The following is an 18064-nucleotide window of genomic DNA, read 5'->3' as shown; positions in this document are numbered from 1 at the left end:
AAGTCATGGCGTACCCGACGTTGGGCCTGCACATCGACGGCGAGTGGATCGGGCCGGAAGGGCACCAGGTGCGGCCGGTCGTCGACCCGGCCACCGGCGCGGTACTGGCCGACCTCCCCCTGGCGGGGCAGGTTGACCTCGACCGTGCCCTGGCCGCCGCGGCACGCGGCTTCGAGCGGTGGCGCCGCACCCCACCCCAGCACCGCGGCGCCGTGCTGAAGGAAGCCGCCCGACTGCTGCGGGAGCGGGCCGAACACATCGCCGTCACCGCCACCCTGGAGCAGGGCAAGGCGGTGCGGGAGTCCCGCGTCGAGGTGGCCATCTCCGCCAACCTGCTCGAGTGGGCAGGGGAGGAGACCACACGGCTCTACGGTCGGGTCCTCGCCCGCCCCGGTGGCACCCGCAGCCTCGTGCTCAGACAACCCGTCGGGCCGGTGGCCGCCTTCGCGCCATGGAACTTCCCGATCGCCAACCCCGCACGCAAACTCGCCTCGGCCCTGGCCGCCGGCTGTTCGGTCATCCTCAAACCGGCGGAGGAGACCCCCGGCGCGGCGATCGAGGTACTGCGGGCACTCGTCGACGCCGGACTGCCACCCGGCGTCGCCCAGCTCGTCTTCGGCGTACCGGACCAGGTGAGCCGGCACCTGCTCGCCTCACCCGTGATCCGAAAGGTCTCCTTCACCGGTTCCGTCGCCGTCGGCCGGCACCTGATGCGACTCGCCGCCGACGGACTGCTGCGCACCACGATGGAACTCGGCGGCCATGCGCCCGTGCTGGTCTTCGCCGATGCCGACCTGGAGCACGCGCTGGACGTCCTGGTCGCCGGCAAGTACCGCAACGCCGGTCAGGTCTGCGTCGCACCGACCCGCTTCTACGTCCAGGAGGGCGTCCTGGACACCTTCGTCGACGGCTTCCTCGCCCGCGTCGCCCGGCTGCGTGTCGGCCACGGGTTGGACGAGCAGACGGTGATGGGACCAGTTGCCAACCCTCGCCGCGACGAGAGCCTGCACCAACTGGTCACCGACGCACAGGAGCGCGGCGCCACACGGCTGACCGGCGGCCGGCGGGCCGGGCTGTTCTGGGATCCGGTCGTGCTCACCGAAGTGCCGCCGGACGCCCGGATCATGGTCGAGGAACCCTTCGGGCCGGTGGCGTCGATCAGCTCGTTCCGCACCCTCGACGAAGCCATCGCCCTGGCCAACCGGCTGCCGTACGCCCTGGCCGCCTTCGCCTGGAGCGAGTCGGCCCGCACGGTGCTCGCCGTCGGAGACGGCGTCGAGGCCGGCATGGTCGGCATCAACACCGACCGGATCAGCGGTGCCGACAGCCCGTTCGGCGGCATGAAACACAGCGGACACGGCAGCGAGGACGGCCCCGAGGGGATCGAGGCGTACCTCGCGACCAAAGCCATCCACCAGAGTTGAGGTCAGGCATGCCAAAGGTCTTCTACACCGACGCCGACGGGGTCGTCCGCGCGATCGACGGCGAGGTGGGCGACACCGTGATGGAGCTGGCCGTCCGCAACGGCGTACCCGGCATCGTGGCCGAGTGCGGCGGCGCCTGCGTCTGCGCCACCTGCCACGTCTACGTGCGCGCCGACTTCGGCGACCGACTGCCCCCGATGGACGAACAGGAGGACGACATGCTCGACGGCGCCGCGGCGCCGCGGCGTCCGGAGAGCCGACTGTCCTGTCAGCTCACCCTCACCGCCGAGCTGGACGGCCTGAGCGTCACCACACCGGCGACACAACTGTGAGCGGGATCCTCATCGTCGGCGGCGGGCAGGCGGCCGTCCAGCTCGCGGCATCGCTGCGCGAGTACGGCGTGGACCGGCCGATCCGCCTGGTGGGCGCCGAGTCGTGGCAGCCGTACCAGCGACCGCCCTTGTCCAAGGCGTTCCTGGCCGGTCGGGCGCAGCCGGGCGATCTGCTGTTGCGGAGCATGGACTTCTACCACGCCAACGACATCGATCTGGTCGCCGGCGAGCGGGTGGTCGACATCCGGCTCGGTGCCTGCGGTGGCGTCGCCGAGACGGACTCGGGTCAGCGGTACGCCTTCGACCAGCTCGCCCTGACCACCGGCGGCGGACCGCGCCGACTGGCGGTCGACGGCGCCCGGCTCGACGGCGTGCACTACCTACGCGACGTCGCCGACGCGCTGCGGCTGCGGGCCGACCTGCCGGGCCGGGAGTCGGTGGTCGTGATCGGCGGTGGATTCGTCGGCCTGGAGGCGGCGGCGACGCTGCGCGCCCAGGGGCTGACCACGACCGTGGTGGAGGCCGCCGACCGGCTGCTTGCCCGGGTCGTGGCACCCGTGGTCTCCGACTTCTACCGGTCGGCCCACCAGCGTCGGGGAATCGACGTCCGGCTCGGTACCTCGGTCGAGGCGATCACCGGTGACCGGGGCCGGGTCACCGGGGTACGCCTCGCCGACGGCACGACGGTGCCGGCCGACCTGGTGCTGGTGGGCATCGGCATGGTCGCCCACACCGACCTCGCCACCCGCATCGGCCTCGACTGTCGAGGCGGGATCGTCGTCGACGAGTACGCCCGCACCGGGCACCCTTCGGTGGTGGCGGCCGGGGACTGCACGGCCACCCGGCTGCCTGGCGCGGGACTGGTTCGGCTGGAATCCGTCCAGCACGCCACCGATCAGGCGCGGGTCGCCGCCGCCAGCCTCGCCGGGCGCCTCCAGCCGTACCGGGCGACGCCGTGGTTCTGGTCCGAACAGGGCGACCTGATGCTGCAGATGGCCGGACTCGTCACCGGTCACGACCGGGTGGTGGTCCGGGCCGGACCGGACCCGGAACGGTTCTGCGTCCTCTACTACCGCCGGGGTCGGCTGCTCGCCGGGCATGCCGTCAACCGGCCGGCCGACTACCTGGCCGTGCGGCAGGCGTTGAGTCGGGGCGCGTCGATCCCGCCCGACCTCGCCGCCGACCTGAACACCCCGCTCAAGCAGATCCCGACGGAGCCGGTCCCATGCACCTAGCCTGTTATCTGGACCTTCGCAACCCACCGGGCTGGCGGCGCCGGTCCGCGGACGTGTTCGCCGCCGCCCTCGACCTGGTCACCGAAGCCGAACGGCTCGGCGCCTCCCGCATCTGGCTCAGCGAGCACCACTTCTTCGAAGACGGTTACCTGCCGCAGCCGCTCACCTTCGCCGCGGCGATCGCGGCCCGTACCAGCCGCATCCGGGTGGGCACCGCCGTGCTGCTGGCCGGCCTCCGCCCCGCCGTCCAGGTCGCCGAGGAGTCCGCGGTGGTGGACCTGATCAGCGACGGTCGACTCGATCTCGGCGTCGGCGTCGGTTACCGGATCCCCGAGTACGCCGCGTACGGCGCCGACATCACCGACCGGTACGGCCTGCTCGAACGGCGCATCGGGGAGATCCGCACGTGGTGGCGTGAGCGGGTCACCCCGCAGCCGGTGCAACCGGAGATCCCCTTCTGGGGTGGCTTCTTCGGCCCGCGCGGGGCCCGACTGGCCGGTCGGCTCGGGATGGGGTTGCTGTCGATGCGACGCGACGTGGTGACGCACTACCTGGCGGCGTGCACCGCGCCGGCCCGGATCAGCGCGAACGTCCAGGTGATCGTCTCCGACGACCCGGAGCGGGACTGGCCACGGATCAAGCCACACCTGGAGTACATGTGGAACAGCTACCACGCCTACGGCGCCGAGGGAACCGGCAAGCCGCCGCCCCCGCCGATCGACGCGGAGGCGTGGCGGCGCTGGACGCCCGACGGGCAGCCCCCTCGGTTCCAGGTGCTGACCCCGTCGGACACCGTCGCCCACATCAAGACGGTGACGGCCGGTCTTCCGGTGGGGGAGCTGTACGCCTGGTCCAGCATCGCCGGGATGCCCGACGACCTCGTCCAGCGGCACCAGCGGCTGTGGCTGACCGAGGTGGCACCCGCGGTCGCCGACCTCGACCCGAGCGCGACGCCCGCGATTCGGCAGGAGATCGGCGATGAGTGAGCCGCAGGTCCGACTCTGCATCAGCTTCGCGGTACTGCCCGGTCGGGCGTCGGCCTATCTGCAGGCGTGGGCGCCGCACCGCGCCAAGGCCCTGGCGGATCCCGGTTGTCTGCAGTACGAGCTGTTCGCCAGCCTGGGCACGCCGGAGCGTCTGGTGCTGCTGGAGCTGTGGCGGGACCGGGCCGCGTTCGACGAACACTGGCACCGCGAACTCAGCCGCCAGGCGGGCGGCGCGGAACACCGCGATCCCACGGTCGAGGCCGTGGCCGAAATCTACTGGGAACGCACCCGGTACCGCTGGAACGTCACCACGGCCGACTGGGACCGGGTCAGCCTGCCAAAGGAGAACCGATGACACTCTGGGATGCCGACGAACAGGTCAGGCGGGGCCTGGCCAGGTACGCATCCGTCCTGGGGGAGCAGTCGGCGCAGACCATCGCCGCGCGGATCGGCGCCGCCCGCGAGGACGGCCCTGACGCGGCGACGGCCGCCGCCGTGCCGTTCGCGATGACCTGGGGCTGGCTGCTGGAGCGGCCCGGTCTGTCCCTGCGGGACCGCAGCCTGGCCCTGGTCAGCGTAGACGTGGCGACCCGCGCGCACCGGGCGCTACGGGAGCACCTGCGTCTGGCGCTGCACAGCGGAGTGTCGGCTGAGGAACTGCGCGAGCTGTTGCTGCAACTCGGACCGTACGTCGGGTTCCCGCCCACCATCGAGGCGCGGGAGATTCTGCGCGAGGTGCTCGCCGTCCAGCCCACCGAGCCCTCCGACTGGGGTCTGCTCGGCGCCCCGGCGGCGTTGTGGCGGCTGCGTGTCGTGGTCCGCGACGTCCGCGCGGCGGCCATGGAGCACGCCCGGCTGCTCGGCTTCACCCACTGGCGGGTGGCCCGGCTCGACGGCCGCACGGTGCGCACCACGATGCACGGTCGTGCCTGTGACGGGGAGATTCTGGTGGCCCGCTCGACACACGACGGCGTCGTCATCGAGCTCGTCGAGCCGGTGAGCGGGGCGACCAGCTTCCAACAGCAGCTGGCCACCCGGGGTCCGGGCGTGCACGACATCTGCGTACTCGACGCCGACGTCGAGACCACGGGCGCGGCGGTGGACCGGCTTCGTGGGTACGGCGTCGCGCTGCGACAGACGATGGAGCTCGACGGGGCCCGGATGCACTGGCTGGACACCCGGGGGCAGATCGGCGGCTACCAGCTCAGCCTGGGCGCGCAGTCCATCTGGGACGAGCGGGTGAACGCCGAGGAACATTGGGACCTGACCGGGCTGGCCGACCCGAGGCTGGCCTACGCCGAGGCGCCGGTGGCGCACCTGGGTGTGGTGGTACGGGATCTGGAGGCCGCCACCCGTGCCTACGCCGCGATCTTCGGGCAGGGGGAGTGGCCGGTGCTGGAGTTCGACAGCCGGCTCGGGTCGCTGACCGACGCGCGGTACGAGGGCCGTGCGGTGCCGGAGGCGTTCGTCTCCAGTTCGGCGGCGGTGGGTGGGCGACGGGAGGCCCAGTTGATCGGCGGTGGCGCGGCCGGGGTGAAGCCCGCGACACCGGATCTACGGGTCGAGGTCATCCAGCCGGTCAACGGACCGAGCCGGTACCGGGAGGGCTTCCTGCGGCAGCGGGGCGAGGGCGTGCACCATCTCTACTTCGGCCCGGTGGCGGACCAGGCGGGTTGGGTGCGGTTGGAGTCTGCTCTCGCCGAACGGGGTGTCGATCGGGTCACCTACGGTCGGGCCTTCGACGAGACGGTCGAGTACGCGTACTTCGCCACTCTGGAGCGACTCGGATACGACCTGGAGGTGTTCCTGCACCATGCGGCTATCGACCGGAGTCGGGTCGCTCGGTACGTGATGCGGCACCGGTGATCTCCGGATCGGCGGGCCGCAGCGTGTCGAGTTCGGCCAACACCAGGTCGATCAGGGCGTCACGGCTGCCCTCCGGCATGGCGACCCGCTGCACCACGTGCGTGTGCATCCATCGGACGACCAGGGTGATCAGCAGCATCAGTCGCTGGGTGGTGCGTTCGGTCGGGCGCCAACCGGCGTCGACGAGCTGACGGACCGCGGCCTCGGCGCTGCGTCGCTGGACGTCGATGAAGTGTTCGGCGATCTCCGGGCCGGCCACGATCGCCTGCACCACCAGGGTGACCAGTACCGACTGCTGCTCGGACTGTCGGGCCACCCGGTCGAGCCAGGCCGAGACCGAGGCCCGGTCACCCGGTCGGGCTTCGCCGAGGGAGGCCACCGAGGCGTTCAGCGACAGCCCCTGGGCGGAGGCCACCGCGAAGGCGACGTCGGCCTTGCTCTGGAAGTGGGTGTAGAAGGTGGTCCGGCCGACGTTGGCGCGTTCGGTGATCTCCTCGACGGTGGCGGCGGCGTAGCCGTGTTGGGAGAAGACCTCTAGTCCCGCCGTGATGAGCCGCTGGCGGGTCAGCTCCTTCTGGGCCTCCCGCAGGGGGCGCTGTCGGGGGCTGGCTCCGGTGCTCGCGGTGGCCCGGCGGCGACGAGGGGGCGTCGAGCCGTCAGCCATGGACACCGCGCCACCTCCCCGTTGCGTTCGGGGCCAGATGGTACGCGGCCGACTCCCGTGGTGGTTGCCGGGGGCGTCCGGTGGCGGGAATCCTCTCGTCGCCCGTACCTCGTGCCGTGCCTCTCCGACCTGCATCTTTACCGAAAGATTTCCACCAGGTGACCGTTGACACATTTCCCGCGTGCTTCCTACTGTGTGGGGACACTCATTGAACAAGTGTCGGTGAGCGGTCATACGTCGATGAATCACGCGGCGTGGGTGGCGACACATCCCCCTCAGGAGCCGTCAATGACCGATATAGCCCCCTCTGACCCCCTAGCCGAAGCCCTGGCCGAGGTGCAGAACACCCCGGACAAGTCCGTCATGGGACGCGGGCTGATGATCATCGAGGCGCTCAGCCGAGCCGGCCGACCACTCAGCCTCGCCACCCTGGCCAAGGTCACCCAGCTACCCAAGTCGACGGTGCACCGGATGGCCAGCCAGCTCGCCGACCTCGGCCTGCTGGACCGCACCGAGACCGGCTTCAGCCTCGGCCTGCGGGTCTTCGAGTGGGGTAGCCAGGCGGCACGCCAACGGGACCTGCGCCGCGTCGCCATCCCCTTCCTCAGCGACCTCTACACCCGACTCCGGGAGACCATCCACCTGGGCGTCCTCGACGGCCGGGACGTCGTCTACGTGGAGAAGCTCGAAGGCCACACCGCGGTACGCTGCCCGACCACCGTCGGCGGCCGCCGGCCCGCCCACTCCACCGCTCTCGGCAAGGCCATGCTCGCGTTCACACCCGGCGGCATCGAGGCCGTCTGCCGGCAACCACTGCCCCTGCAGACCAGCCACACCGTCATCGCGCCCGGCCTGCTCTACCGCCAGCTGCTCAAGGTGCGCGAGACACACGTCAGCATCGAAATCGAGGAGGCGTTCGTCGGCGTGGCCTGCGTCGCGGCGCCGATCCTCTACCCCGACGGCACGGCCGCCGGCGCCGTCTCCATCACCTCTCCGGCCCTGCGCTTCCAACCCAGACACACCGCACCCGTCGCCCGCGAGACGGCGCGACGGATCTCCGCCAAACTGGCCGAGGTCGTCGCCGAACGCCGCGACGCCGAGCTGTCCACCGGCGAACACCACTGACCGTCCGGAGCACCCGTCCTGCTCACCGGGATGCTCCGCTGGGCGCCGCGGCGTGTGACGTCGAGGATGGACCTCCTACACGAGACCGGAGGGTGCGATGACGCCAGGACCGCGACCACGGACCACCCTGGTCACCGGCTCAGCCTCGGGTATCGGGGCCGCGACCGCCCACGCCGTGCGGGCCGCCGGACACACCGTGATCGGCCTCGACCGCGACGGCGCCGACATCCGCGCCGACCTCGCGACGCCGAACGGCAGGCTGGCCGCGCTCGGCGAGCTGGCCGGCACCCGGCTGGACGCGGTCATCGCCTGCGCCGGCCTGCGCGCGCCCACTCCGGACACCGTGTCCGTCAACTACTTCGGCGTGGTCGATCTGCTCACCGGTCTGCGGCCCCTGCTGCTCGACTCCCCGGCACCGAGAGTCGCCGTGATCAGCTCGGTGGCATCGATCCTCGCGGTCGACGACGCGATCGTTTCCGCCTGCCGCGACGGAGACGAACCCCGCGCCCGCCGGGAGGCGTCCGCCGTCCGCGTCAATCCCGACGGACGCCCGATGGTGTACGCATCCTCCAAGGCCGCCCTCGCCGCGTGGGTGCGTCGAACCGCGCCCACCCACGGCTGGGGCGGCAGCGGAATCCTGCTCAACGCTGTCGCGCCCGGCACTATCGCCACCCCGATGATGTCCGACCTGACAGGGTCGCCGGAGTTGCTCGAGGACTGGCTACGTCGGCTGCCCAACACCGCCGACAGGCTGGGCCAACCAGAGGAGATCGCGGCGCTGCTCACCTGGCTGACCGGCGTCGAGAACTCGATGCTCACCGGGCAGGTGATCTTTGCCGACCTGGGCACCGAAGCGATGCTGCGCGGCGACACCCTCTGGTAGCCCGTGCACGGCGACCCGCGACAACCTCCCAGCGGGCTCGATCCGGACATGCGGCGGGTTCCACCCGGCGATCGACGATCTGCTGGATCCGCTCGGCGCCATCGGAAGGCAGGCACGGACCGGACCTCGAAGCGGCGTCTGCGGGTGCGGGCGGTCGGACCGAGCACGCATTCCGAACAGCGCCTGCCACCGAAGCGAGGCGGCCGCCGGGGCGCCCGGACGCCGACCACGAGCCGCCGGGATGGATGGTTCACAGCAGCTTGTCCAGGGTGATGGGAAGATCGCGGATCCGCTTGCCGGTGGCGTTGTAGATCGCGTTACCCACCGCGGCGGCCGAGCCGACGGTGCCCAGTTCGCCGAGCCCACGGGCGCCGAGGTTGTTGACGACGGGGTCGGGCCGGTCGAGGAAGTGGATGTCGATGTCGGGGATGTCGGCGTTGACGGGGACCATGTAGTCGGCCAGGTTGCCGGCGGCCAGCCGTCCGGTGTCGAGTTCGAGCGGGTTGTCCTCCAGCAACGCGTGACCGATGCCGAAGATGACGCCGCCCACGAGCTGACTCCGGGCGGCCTGGGCGTTCACGATCCGGCCGGCGTCCACGACGGTGGTGAACCGGGTGACACGGGGTTCCCCGGTGTGCCGGTTGACCCTGACCTCGCAGAAGTGGGCGCCGAAGCTGTGGAAGTGGTACCCCGCCACCTCCGGGCCGGGCTGGGCCGTCGCGGTGGCCTCGACGCTCCGGCGGCCGATCGTGGTGAGCAGACGACCGAAGGGCATCGCGCGGCCCGCCCCCCGTAGCTGGCCGTTGACGTAGGTCAGGTCCCCGCTGTCCGTACCGTGCCAGGGCGACTGCGGGTTGGTGACCGCCTCCTGGATGAGCGCGGCGACCACCGCGGTGACGGCGGCCTCGACGGCCGGCACCGTACTGGCCGCGGCGGTCGATCCCACGGACGGGGCGCCCTGCGGCAGTGCGGTGTCACCGGCTTCGGAGCTCACCCGACGCAGCGGGATGCCCAGCCCGTGGGCTCCGGTGATGGCCAGCAGCGTGGTCGCACCGGTGCCCGTGTCCGCAGTCGCGGAGGAGACCAGGGCGGTGTCGTCGTCGCGCAGCTGGATCCGGGCCTGGATGGGTTCCGGTCTGCGGCCGCCCGGGTAGATGGCGCTGGCCATTCCCATCCCGACCAGCCACTGCCCGTCGACCCGGCTGCGGGGCGTGGCGCGGCGGGCCGACCAGCCGAAGCGTCGGGCGCCGATGCGGTAGCAGTCGTCGAGGTGCTTGCTCGACCACCCACGGTCTGTGCCGGGCGCCACGGTGGCGTAGTTGCGCAGCCGCAACGCGACCGGATCGAGGCCGGTGGCGACCGCCAGTTCGTCCATCGCGGTCTCCAACGCGAAGGCGCCGGGGGCCTCGTTGGGCGCCCGCATCGCGCAGGTCGGCGGTACGTCGAGCATGACGTGCCGCTGGTCGAACTCCACGTTCGGGATCTTGTACAACACCGCCGAGGTGTCCACGGCCGGCTGCATCCACCGGTAGCCCACGAACGGCACGGCGGCGTCGCTGACGTGACGGACCGCGTTGAGGACCCCGTCGCGGGAGGCACCCAGGGTGATGCGCTGATCGACCGCACTGCGGTGGCCGACCACGGTGAACACCTGTTCCCGGGCCAGGACCAGCATGACCGGGCGGTTCAGCTGGCGGGCCGCGGCTGCGGCCAGGGCGGCGTCGAACCACGGGAACACCCGGCTGCCGAAACCACCACCCACGTACGGGGCGATCAGGCGCACCGCCGCTGGGGCAACGCCGAGCCGCATGGCCGCCACCATGGCGGAGGTGTGGGGCAACTGCGCGCCGCTGTGCAGGGTCAACTGGGTCTGGTCGCTGTTCCACTCGGCGAGGACGGAGTGGGGTTCCATCGCGACGGGATGCTGCATCGGCTGGTGGAAGGACGCCTCCACGACGACGGCGCTCGCGGCCAGCGCCGCCTCGATGGAGGGGACGCCCGGGGCGAGGACGGTGCTGCTGGGCGCCGGCACCCCGGGCGGTCCGGTGGCCGGTACCCGAGGCTCGTCGGCCAGGGACAACCGCGGCGGCTGCTCGTCGTAGCTCGTGCGCACCAGCCGGGCGGCGTCGCGTGCCTGCTCGGACCGCTCGGCCACGACCATGGCGATGATCTGTCCCCGGAAGCGGATCTGGGTGTCCTCCAGGGGCGCGTAGTTCTCCCCGGCACCGGGCACCGCCCGCAGTCCGAGCCGGTTGAACGGGCTGTATACCTGGATGACGCCGGGAGCGTTCTGCGCCGCGACCGTGTCCATGGCGGTGATCGAGCCCCGCGCGATGGTGCTGGTGACCAGGTAGGCGTGCGCCGGCTGCACGGCCGGGTTCGAGGCCGGATAGTCGGCCGAGTACCGGGCGGCTCCGGTGACTTTCGCCCGACCATCGATGCGGTCGATGTCACGTCCAACGGGGGAGACGGTCATCGTGACTCCTGACTACGCGGGACAGCGTCATGTGCTCGTCGCGGCCGGGTTATGCCGGCGCTGTGATGCAGGTGGGTGGCCGTCCAGGCCGGCGGGAAGCCCGCCGACGACGAAACGGCACGATGGATGGGTACCCCGGTGCGCAGCGGCACGCCGGTGCCACCGAGTCGCTGCGCGACGATCTCCGCCGCGATGGACAGCGCGGTCTCCTGTGGGGTGCGGGCGCCGATGTCGAGCCCGATCGGTGAGTGCAGCCGGCCGAGTTCCCGGTCGGTCAGGCCGGCCTCGCGCAGTCGCGCCAGGCGCTGTTCGTGGGTTCGCCGTGACCCCATCGCCCCCACGTAGCCGACCGGCAGTCGCAGGGCGGCGGTGAGCAGCGGTACGTCAACCTTCGGGTCGTGGGTGAGCACACAGATGACGGTGCTGCCGTCGAGGCGTTGTGCCGCCAGATAGCGGTGCGGCCAGTCGACGACGACCTCGTCGGCGTACGGGAACCTGTCCGGCGTGGCGAACGTGGCCCGCGCATCGCAGACGGTCACCCGGTAGCCGAGGAAGACGCCCAGGCGGGCCAGCGCCGCGGCATGGTCGATCGCCCCGAAGATGAGCATCCGTGGTGCCGGCGTGTTGCACTCGACCAGCAGCGTCATCGGCTCCTGGCAGTAGCCGTCCGCCACGCCGATCTCCACGACCCCGCTCGTCCCGGTGTGCAGCAGGTCCGTCGCGTGCCCGGCAGCCACCTCATCGAGCCGTTCGTCGCCGAGGCTTCCCTCGTAATGGCCGCCGGGACGCACCACAAGCATCCGTCCGAGGTGGGCGTCCGGGCCGCGCACGAGCGTGGCCACGGCGACCGGCTTGTCCTGCGCGGCATCGGCGTACGCCGCTTCCAGGCCGGGTTCGGCACCGGGGTCGTGGTGGCGCAGAAACAGTGTGATCGTCCCACCGCAGGTGAGACCGACGCCGATGGCGTCGTCGTCGGTGTAGCCGAACCGCAGGGTCTTCGGGCTGCGGTCTGCCCGCAGCATGTCCTGGCACGCCTGGTAGACGGCGGAGTCGACGCAGCCGCCGGAGACGTTGCCGAGCACGGCGCCGTCGGCGTCGACGACAAGCGAGGCACCGGGCTGGCGCGGTGCGCTGCCCTCCACCCGGGTGACGGTGGCGGTCACGAAGGGTGTCCGGCTGCGGACCCGTTCGAGGATCTCGGTGGCGAGTTCAAGCATGAGCGCCGCCGCTGCGAGCCGGCGAGCTCACGGCCTCGGGCCGGTCGTTCATCGGCTCTCCGCCAGGACGGTGAGGGCCCGCACCAGCGTCCGTCGCAGCAGCGCGGGCTTGAACCCGTTGTGCGGCAGCGGCCGGGCCCCGTCCGCGGCGGTGCGCACCGCCGACTCGAAGACGTCGGGGGTGGCCGGCCGGCCGGTCAGGGCTCGTTCGACCGCCGGCAGCCGCCAGGGTTTGGTGCCGACCCCACCGGCGGCGATCCGCGCGGAACGGATGGTGCGACCGCGCCACTCGATGGCCACGGCCGCCGAGGTGAGAGCGAACTCGTACGACTGCCGGTCGCGGATCTTCAGGTAGACGGAGTTCGCCGCCCACATCGAGCGGGGGACGGTGATGCCGGTGATGAGCTCGCCCGGCCGCAGCACGTTCTCGACGTCGGGTGTGCTGCCGGGCAGGGCGTAGAACCCGTCGAGTGGCACCGTACGGGTGCCCCGGCCACTGACCAGATGCACGTGGGTGCCGAGTGCCACCAACGCGACGGCCAGATCGCTGGGATGGGTCGCCACGCAGGCGTCGCTGGTGCCGAGGATCGCGTGCGTACGGTTGATCCCGGTCAGCGCCGCGCAGCCGGTCCCCGGCTCCCGCTTGTTGCAGGGCGTGCTGACGTCACGGAAGTAGCCGCACCGGGTGCGCTGTAGCAGGTTCCCACCGATGCTCGCCATGTTCCGCAGCTGAGCCGACGCGCTCAGCTGCAACGCCTGAGCGATCATCGGATAGTCCCGACGCACGTTGCGGTCGGCGGCGACATCGCTCATCCGCTCGAGGGCACCGATGTGCAGCCCGTCCCGGTCAAGCTTGATGCCCCGCAGCGGAAGCCGGTTGATGTCCACCACCCGGGCCGGCGTCATCACGTCGAGCTTCATCAGGTCCACCAGGGTCGTGCCGCCGGCCAGGAAGGCCGTGTCCGTACCGGCCTGCGTGACGGCCTCGCGGACCGCGCGCGGCTGGGTGAAGGTGTAGGCCCGCATCAGCGCATCACCTTCTGGGCGTCGCTGATCGCCGCCACGATGGACGGATAGCAACCGCAGCGACAGATGTTGCCCGACATGCGCTCGCGGATCTCGTCGTCGGAGCGTGCATGGCCTTCCTGGACCATGCCGACCGCCGACATGACCTGCCCCGGCGTGCAGAATCCGCACTGGAGGCCGTCGCGTTCGATGAACGCCTGCTGCATCGGGTGCAGCCGGTCGCCCCGGGCCAGACCCTCGATCGTGGTGACCTCCCGCTTGTCGACCGTGACCGCAAGGGTCAGGCAGGACAGCACCCGCCGGCCGTCGACGTGCACGGTGCAGGCCCCGCACTGGCCACGGTCACAGCCCTTCTTCGTGCCGGTGAGCGCCAACTCCTCCCGCAGGGTGTCGAGCAGGGTGACGCGCGGGTCCACCCGTACCGTGACCGGCTCGCCGTTGACCGTGACCTTGACGGTCACGGGTTCGACGCTCGCCGCCTCGGCAGCCGGCGCGGCCTGCGCCCCGCCGGCCGCCAGCGGTACCGCCACGGCGACGGCGGCGCCGCCGCCCAGAACACTTCGCCGGGACACACCCGACCGGCCAGCGTCGTCACTTGGATTCATCGATTCTCCCGGATGGACGTCGGACGGGGTCTCTTCCTCCACCCTGACCACCGCGGGTGATGGCAGCCAGGGTCTGTCGATCCCAGGCTCGCCACGACAGTCCCGTCGGGACGTCACCGTTCGTCGATGTCGTACCCGGCGGCCACGTCACCGCACTCGACCACGGTGACGTGGGCGGCGTGTCGGCGTAGGTATCCCCGGGCTCCCTGGTCGCCACGGGCGGCGGTGATGACCTCAGCCCAGTGGTCACGACCGAGCACCACCGGGTGGCCGGGTTCACCGCCGTAGCCGGCACGGGTCAGGCAACCGGCGTGTGCCTGCGCCAGCAGTCGGGCCACCGCCGTCGGGGAGACCCCCGGCATGTCGACCAGGTGCACGCACACGGCCGAGACGTCCGGCATCCGGGTGGCCGTGTCGAGGCCGAGCCGTAAGGACGATCCCATGCCCTCGGCCCAGCCCGGATTGTCGACCACCCGAACACCTGCCAGGTCGACGACGGCTCGGGTCCGGTGGGCGCCGGCACCGAGCACGGCGATCAGCGGGTCACAACCGCCGTCGCGAAGCACGCGCAGCGCCTGCCCGAGAAAGACGGGTGCCTTGGGACCGCCGTAACGCCGGCCTGCCCCACCGGCCAGGACCAGGCCAGCGACCCGGTTGTCCGCAACGTCGGGAGGATCCACCTCAGCCCGCCGATCTGGTCGTCATGTCGTACTGGTGCTGCCCACTCTTGCGGGCCATGCCGTCGATCGTCGAGTGAAACCGCCGCGGCGACCACGGTCCGTCGGTCACAGGTTCATCGAGTCACCGCTGCGGATCGAGATGGGGGGATCGGCGGAACCTGGTTTCCTCCTCGTTGACAAGGTAAGAAACCAGCAGTACGCGAAAGGGGAGCGTCGTGATCGATCGCAGCGGGCTGGCGGAGTTCCTCCGTAGTCGGCGGGAGGCACTGCAGCCGGAGGACGTCGGGTTGCCGCGCGGGCAGCGCCGTCGGACGAACGGGTTGCGGCGCGAGGAAGTCGCGTCGTTGTGCCACATGTCGGCCGACTACTACTCGCGGCTCGAGCGGGAGCGCGGTCCGCAGCCGTCGTACCGCATGCTGGCCTCGATCGCCCAGGGTCTGCATCTGTCGCTCGACGAGCGCGACCACCTGTTCCGGCTCGCGGGCCACAACCCGCCGCCCCGGGGCAGCTCCGCCGACCACATCAGTCCCGGTCTGCTGCGGGTACTCGACCGGCTGGACGACACGCCCGCGCAGATCAACACGGAACTGGGTGAGACGCTGCGGCAGTCACCGCTGGGTGTCGCGCTGACCGGCGACACGACCCGCTTCACCGGCCCGGCCCGCTGTGCCGGGTACCGGTGGTTCACCGACCCCGCCGCCCGGCAGCTCTACGCGCCCGAGGAACACGCCTTCCTGACCCGGATGTACGCCTCAGGGCTGCGTGAACTGGTCACTCTCCGCGGGCCGGGTTCCCGGGCGGCGCAGCTGACCGAGTTGCTGCTGGCCCGCAGCGAGGAGTTCCGGCGGGTGTGGGAGGACCACGAGATCGGGATACGACCGCACGAGGTCAAGCGCTTCGTCCACCCGGAGGTCGGCGAGCTGGAGCTGAACTGCCAGCGGCTGGTCGATCCGGGCCAGGCTCACGTGTTGATGGTCTACACCGCTGTTCCCGGCACCGAGAGCTACGAGAAGCTCCAGATGCTGTCGGTCATCGGCCCCCAGACGCTGCGCTGAGACCGCCTGCGACGACGGGACACTCAGCCCTGGACGTGGCTGCGGGGCCGGGCCGACGAGCTGCCGGTCACGTTGCTCTCGGCGATGTCGCTCAGCACGGCGGACGCGGCGAGTTCGTCGCGTGCGGCGAGCCGATCGAATCCGTGGACGGCGGGGTAGGCGTAGGGACCCAGGGTCGCGATGAGGACCGCGCCGATGGCGAGGACGCCCATCAGGAGCGGGATGACCGGGTCGTAGGAGCCGAACGTGTCGTATGCCAGGCCGAGCAGCAGCGGCCCGAAGGCGGAACCCAGCAGGAACGCGGCCTGGACCGGACCGAGGATACGCCCGAAGTGGCGGGTGCCGAGGTAGCGGGTGAGGAGCACGGCGAGCAGGTCACCCTCGATCCCGAAGGCGACACCGATGAGGGCGACCGCGACGGCGGCACTGGTGAACGGCGGATGCAGGAAGAACAGCCCGCCGATGGGGGCGAGCATCACGATCGGCCCGACGACGGCGCCATGCACGCGGTCGATGATGAAACCACCGGCCACCCGCCCGACCAGGGAGGAGAGACCGAAGATGACGAGCAGCGAAGCCGCCTGGGCAGCGCTCAGCCCCCGATCGGTCATCATCGGCACGAGATGCACCTGAAGGCCGATGACCACGACACCGACCAGACCGAGCCCGAGGGCGATGCGCCAGAAGTGCCGGGTGCGGACCGCGTGGTGGAACGTCAGACCCGGGAGTTCGAGGCTGACCTCGCGGCCCGCCACCTGCGTCTCCCTGACGAGTCGTCCGTGGACGTGCCGTTCCGCCCGGGCCCGCACGAACAAGGTGACCATCGTGACCGACACGACGACGGTGATCAGAGCCAGGCACACGTAGGCCAGCCGCCACCCGACGGTGTCGATGAGCACACCCGCCAGCACCGGGGCCAGGGCCGCGCCCAGGCCGATGATGCCGGTCACGATCCCGATTGCGAGGGCGCGGTTGTTGTCGAACCAGCTCACCACCGCTCGGGTGGCCGGGACGACGGTCCCGCCGCCGAAGAAGCCCACGAAGAAGCAGGGAACGAAGTAGACCGGTGCGATCGGTGGCACCACCGCGATCAGCGCCATCGAGACCGCGAACAGCACGAAACTCGGCACGAGGATGTATCGCGCGGCGAAGCGGTCCACGACCTGCGCCACGATGAGCATGCCGAGGGCCATCCCGACGGCAGCGACCGAGTAGGCGCCGGTGACCGTGGTGCGGCTGAAGCCGGTCTCCTCGGCGATCGGCAGCACGAACAGCCCGATGGTCGCCAGGTACATCTGGGGGCCGACGGCGGCGGCAGTGCCGCCGCCGACAACCACCCACCACGGGCTCCGGGTCTTCAACGTGCGATTGGCGCCGGTACTCATGGGACTCTCCGATTGCTCGCGCGGGCTGATGGTTCAGGTCGTGACGAACGCGGTCCTGGTGAGCTGCTCGGAGACCCGCCAGACCCGCGCGGCCTCGTCGACGCTCCGCAGCGGCGGGTACATCTTCTGCTCAGCCGGCGGACCCCCCAGGTTCCCCGGGCCGCTGGGCCCGTAGAGAACACCGGACCTGGCGCCCGGGTCGGTGGCCGCCATCAACGCGGGCAGCTTCGCGGTCTCGACCGTGCCCAGCAGAATGCCACGTGCGGACAGGGCGCGGATCAGCCGGTACTGAGGGATGGCCTGGCCCCGACCCATCTCCGGCCGAGCGGCCAACAGACTGGTGGGAGCAACCCCCGGGTGGGAAAGGTTGCTGGTGATCCCCCACCCGTGCGTCCTGCTACGACGATCCAACTCCAGGCCGAACAACCCGAACGCGATCTTCGACTGACTGTAGGCACGCATCACGTCGTACGAACGGTCCCAGTTCAGATCGTCCCAGTTGATCCTGCCCCGACGCGCGGCGACGCTGACCTGGGAGGTCACCCGGGCGCGCCCAGCGGACAGCAGCGGCAGCAACCGGGCGACCAACGCGAAGTGGCCCAGGTGGTTGGTGCCGAGCTGCAACTCGAACCCGTCGGCGGTGTGCTGCCGGTTCGGCGGTCGCATCACACCCGCGTTGTTGATCAGGAGGTGGATCGGGCGACCCTCGTCTCGCAGGGTGTCACCCAGGGCCGCGACCGACTCCAACGAGGAGAGGTCCAGGCTGCGCAGCGACACCTTCGCCCCGGGAACAGCCTGCCGGATCGTCGAGATCGCGGTCGCGCCCTTACTCGGGTTACGCACCGGGAGGATCACCTCCGCGCCGGCCGCGGCCAACCGCATGGCCATCCCCAGTCCCATCCCGTCACTCGCCCCGGTGACCACCGCCAACTTCCCCGCCAGATCCGGGATCGCTATGTCGATCGACTTACGTGGCATCTGCCTGCTCCTGCTGCTCGATACGTCGTCTTGCCGTTACGGCACTGAGACTCGTGCACCGCGAGAGCGGCAACCAGGGTCTGCCGATCCGTGTCTGCCGATCCGCCGAGGCGATCGGTGATCATGA

Annotated in this window: 17 protein-coding genes; 9 read left to right on the top strand and 8 right to left on the bottom strand. The window is 71.1% G+C overall.

The features are described from left to right. The first annotated feature begins 5 nt into the window (after positions 1–5). The 6 genes from D2L64_RS10205 to D2L64_RS10180 are packed head-to-tail and all read left to right on the top strand — an operon-like array spanning position 6 to position 5843. Positions 6–1424, top strand: coding sequence for an NAD-dependent succinate-semialdehyde dehydrogenase (locus tag D2L64_RS10205; protein WP_119574730.1), 1419 nt, complete (start codon positions 6–8; stop codon positions 1422–1424). Between the two features lie 8 nt (positions 1425–1432). Beyond that, entirely contained in the window at positions 1433–1756 is a 324-nt protein-coding gene (locus D2L64_RS10200; RefSeq protein ID WP_119574728.1) for a 2Fe-2S iron-sulfur cluster-binding protein, read from the top strand. Beyond that, positions 1753–2991 carry an NAD(P)/FAD-dependent oxidoreductase gene (locus D2L64_RS10195; RefSeq protein ID WP_119574726.1) on the top strand — a complete coding sequence of 413 codons (1239 nt, stop codon included), beginning with the start codon at positions 1753–1755 and terminating at the stop codon, positions 2989–2991. The genes D2L64_RS10200 and D2L64_RS10195 overlap by 4 nt, the downstream gene beginning before the upstream one ends. Further along, positions 2982–3977 (top strand): LLM class flavin-dependent oxidoreductase, encoded by a 996-nt coding sequence (locus D2L64_RS10190; protein WP_119574724.1) that lies wholly within the window; start codon positions 2982–2984, stop codon positions 3975–3977. Before D2L64_RS10195 ends, D2L64_RS10190 begins: the two co-directional genes overlap by 10 nt. After that, positions 3970–4332 carry a putative quinol monooxygenase gene (locus D2L64_RS10185; protein ID WP_119574722.1) on the top strand — a complete coding sequence of 121 codons (363 nt, stop codon included), beginning with the start codon at positions 3970–3972 and terminating at the stop codon, positions 4330–4332. The genes D2L64_RS10190 and D2L64_RS10185 overlap by 8 nt, the downstream gene beginning before the upstream one ends. Then, positions 4329–5843 (top strand): carboxymuconolactone decarboxylase family protein, encoded by a 1515-nt coding sequence (locus D2L64_RS10180; protein WP_119574720.1) that lies wholly within the window; start codon positions 4329–4331, stop codon positions 5841–5843. Before D2L64_RS10185 ends, D2L64_RS10180 begins: the two co-directional genes overlap by 4 nt. Here D2L64_RS10180 and D2L64_RS10175 read toward each other — a convergent pair. Then, the gene (locus D2L64_RS10175; RefSeq protein ID WP_233558897.1) at positions 5797–6507 is read right to left on the bottom strand and encodes a TetR/AcrR family transcriptional regulator; all 711 of its coding nucleotides are present in this window, start codon (positions 6505–6507) and stop codon (positions 5797–5799) included. The two genes, D2L64_RS10180 and D2L64_RS10175, sit on opposite strands and share 47 nt — an antisense overlap. Positions 6508–6795: 288 nt before the next feature. On the opposite strand from D2L64_RS10175, the gene D2L64_RS10170 reads away from it, so the two are divergent. Next, positions 6796–7632 (top strand): IclR family transcriptional regulator, encoded by an 837-nt coding sequence (locus D2L64_RS10170; protein WP_158603489.1) that lies wholly within the window; start codon positions 6796–6798, stop codon positions 7630–7632. A gap of 97 nt (positions 7633–7729) precedes the next feature. Continuing rightward, a complete protein-coding gene (locus D2L64_RS10165; RefSeq protein WP_119574716.1) occupies positions 7730–8515 on the top strand; it encodes an SDR family oxidoreductase in 786 nt (261 codons plus the stop codon). 250 nt (positions 8516–8765) lie between these two features. Here D2L64_RS10165 and D2L64_RS10160 read toward each other — a convergent pair whose 3' ends face one another. The 5 genes from D2L64_RS10160 to D2L64_RS10140 form a co-directional block, all read right to left on the bottom strand. Further along, positions 8766–10991 carry a xanthine dehydrogenase family protein molybdopterin-binding subunit gene (locus tag D2L64_RS10160; protein ID WP_119574714.1) on the bottom strand — a complete coding sequence of 742 codons (2226 nt, stop codon included), beginning with the start codon at positions 10989–10991 and terminating at the stop codon, positions 8766–8768. Further along, on the bottom strand, positions 10988–12208 hold the full coding sequence (locus D2L64_RS10155; RefSeq protein WP_119574712.1) for an XdhC family protein: 1221 nt from the start codon (positions 12206–12208) through the stop codon (positions 10988–10990). The genes D2L64_RS10160 and D2L64_RS10155 overlap by 4 nt, the downstream gene beginning before the upstream one ends. Positions 12209–12256: 48 nt before the next feature. Then, the gene (locus D2L64_RS10150) at positions 12257–13234 is read right to left on the bottom strand and encodes an FAD binding domain-containing protein (protein ID WP_119574710.1); all 978 of its coding nucleotides are present in this window, start codon (positions 13232–13234) and stop codon (positions 12257–12259) included. Then, positions 13234–13695, bottom strand: a complete 462-nt coding sequence (locus D2L64_RS10145; RefSeq protein ID WP_199714495.1) for a (2Fe-2S)-binding protein — start codon at positions 13693–13695, stop codon at positions 13234–13236. Before D2L64_RS10145 ends, D2L64_RS10150 begins: the two co-directional genes overlap by 1 nt. A gap of 257 nt (positions 13696–13952) precedes the next feature. Continuing rightward, on the bottom strand, positions 13953–14519 hold the full coding sequence (locus D2L64_RS10140) for a nucleotidyltransferase family protein (RefSeq protein ID WP_233558894.1): 567 nt from the start codon (positions 14517–14519) through the stop codon (positions 13953–13955). Positions 14520–14734: 215 nt separating this feature from the next. On the opposite strand from D2L64_RS10140, the gene D2L64_RS10135 reads away from it, so the two are divergent. Then, positions 14735–15574, top strand: a complete 840-nt coding sequence (locus D2L64_RS10135; protein WP_119574706.1) for a helix-turn-helix transcriptional regulator — start codon at positions 14735–14737, stop codon at positions 15572–15574. Positions 15575–15597: 23 nt separating this feature from the next. Here the strand turns inward: D2L64_RS10135 and D2L64_RS10130 are convergent, their stop codons facing one another. After that, positions 15598–16959, bottom strand: a complete 1362-nt coding sequence (locus D2L64_RS10130; RefSeq protein WP_199714487.1) for an MFS transporter — start codon at positions 16957–16959, stop codon at positions 15598–15600. 33 nt (positions 16960–16992) lie between these two features. Continuing rightward, the gene (locus D2L64_RS10125) at positions 16993–17937 is read right to left on the bottom strand and encodes an SDR family oxidoreductase (protein ID WP_119574704.1); all 945 of its coding nucleotides are present in this window, start codon (positions 17935–17937) and stop codon (positions 16993–16995) included. Positions 17938–18064: the final 127 nt, after the last annotated feature.

It is taken from the genome of Micromonospora radicis, assembly GCF_003583405.1.
GTDB lineage: Bacteria > Actinomycetota > Actinomycetes > Mycobacteriales > Micromonosporaceae > Micromonospora > Micromonospora radicis.
The sequence above is the reverse complement of the archived record's forward strand: the minus strand, read 5'-3'. Positions and strand labels throughout refer to the sequence as shown.

Excerpts from the sequence above, each read along its gene's own strand:
- D2L64_RS10125 (WP_119574704.1), bottom strand. The coding sequence starts at position 17,937 with ATGCCACGTAAGTCGATCGACATAGCGATCCCGGATCTGGCGGGGAAG.
- D2L64_RS10155 (WP_119574712.1), bottom strand. The coding sequence starts at position 12,208 with ATGCTTGAACTCGCCACCGAGATCCTCGAACGGGTCCGCAGCCGGACA.
- D2L64_RS10205 (WP_119574730.1), top strand. The coding sequence starts at position 6 with ATGGCGTACCCGACGTTGGGCCTGCACATCGACGGCGAGTGGATCGGG.
- D2L64_RS10165 (WP_119574716.1), top strand. The coding sequence starts at position 7,730 with ATGACGCCAGGACCGCGACCACGGACCACCCTGGTCACCGGCTCAGCC.
- D2L64_RS10130 (WP_199714487.1), bottom strand. The coding sequence starts at position 16,959 with ATGAGTACCGGCGCCAATCGCACGTTGAAGACCCGGAGCCCGTGGTGG.
- D2L64_RS10190 (WP_119574724.1), top strand. The coding sequence starts at position 2,982 with ATGCACCTAGCCTGTTATCTGGACCTTCGCAACCCACCGGGCTGGCGG.
- D2L64_RS10200 (WP_119574728.1), top strand. The coding sequence starts at position 1,433 with ATGCCAAAGGTCTTCTACACCGACGCCGACGGGGTCGTCCGCGCGATC.
- D2L64_RS10185 (WP_119574722.1), top strand. The coding sequence starts at position 3,970 with ATGAGTGAGCCGCAGGTCCGACTCTGCATCAGCTTCGCGGTACTGCCC.
- D2L64_RS10160 (WP_119574714.1), bottom strand. The coding sequence starts at position 10,991 with ATGACCGTCTCCCCCGTTGGACGTGACATCGACCGCATCGATGGTCGG.
- D2L64_RS10170 (WP_158603489.1), top strand. The coding sequence starts at position 6,796 with ATGACCGATATAGCCCCCTCTGACCCCCTAGCCGAAGCCCTGGCCGAG.
- D2L64_RS10180 (WP_119574720.1), top strand. The coding sequence starts at position 4,329 with ATGACACTCTGGGATGCCGACGAACAGGTCAGGCGGGGCCTGGCCAGG.
- D2L64_RS10175 (WP_233558897.1), bottom strand. The coding sequence starts at position 6,507 with ATGGCTGACGGCTCGACGCCCCCTCGTCGCCGCCGGGCCACCGCGAGC.
- D2L64_RS10150 (WP_119574710.1), bottom strand. The coding sequence starts at position 13,234 with ATGCGGGCCTACACCTTCACCCAGCCGCGCGCGGTCCGCGAGGCCGTC.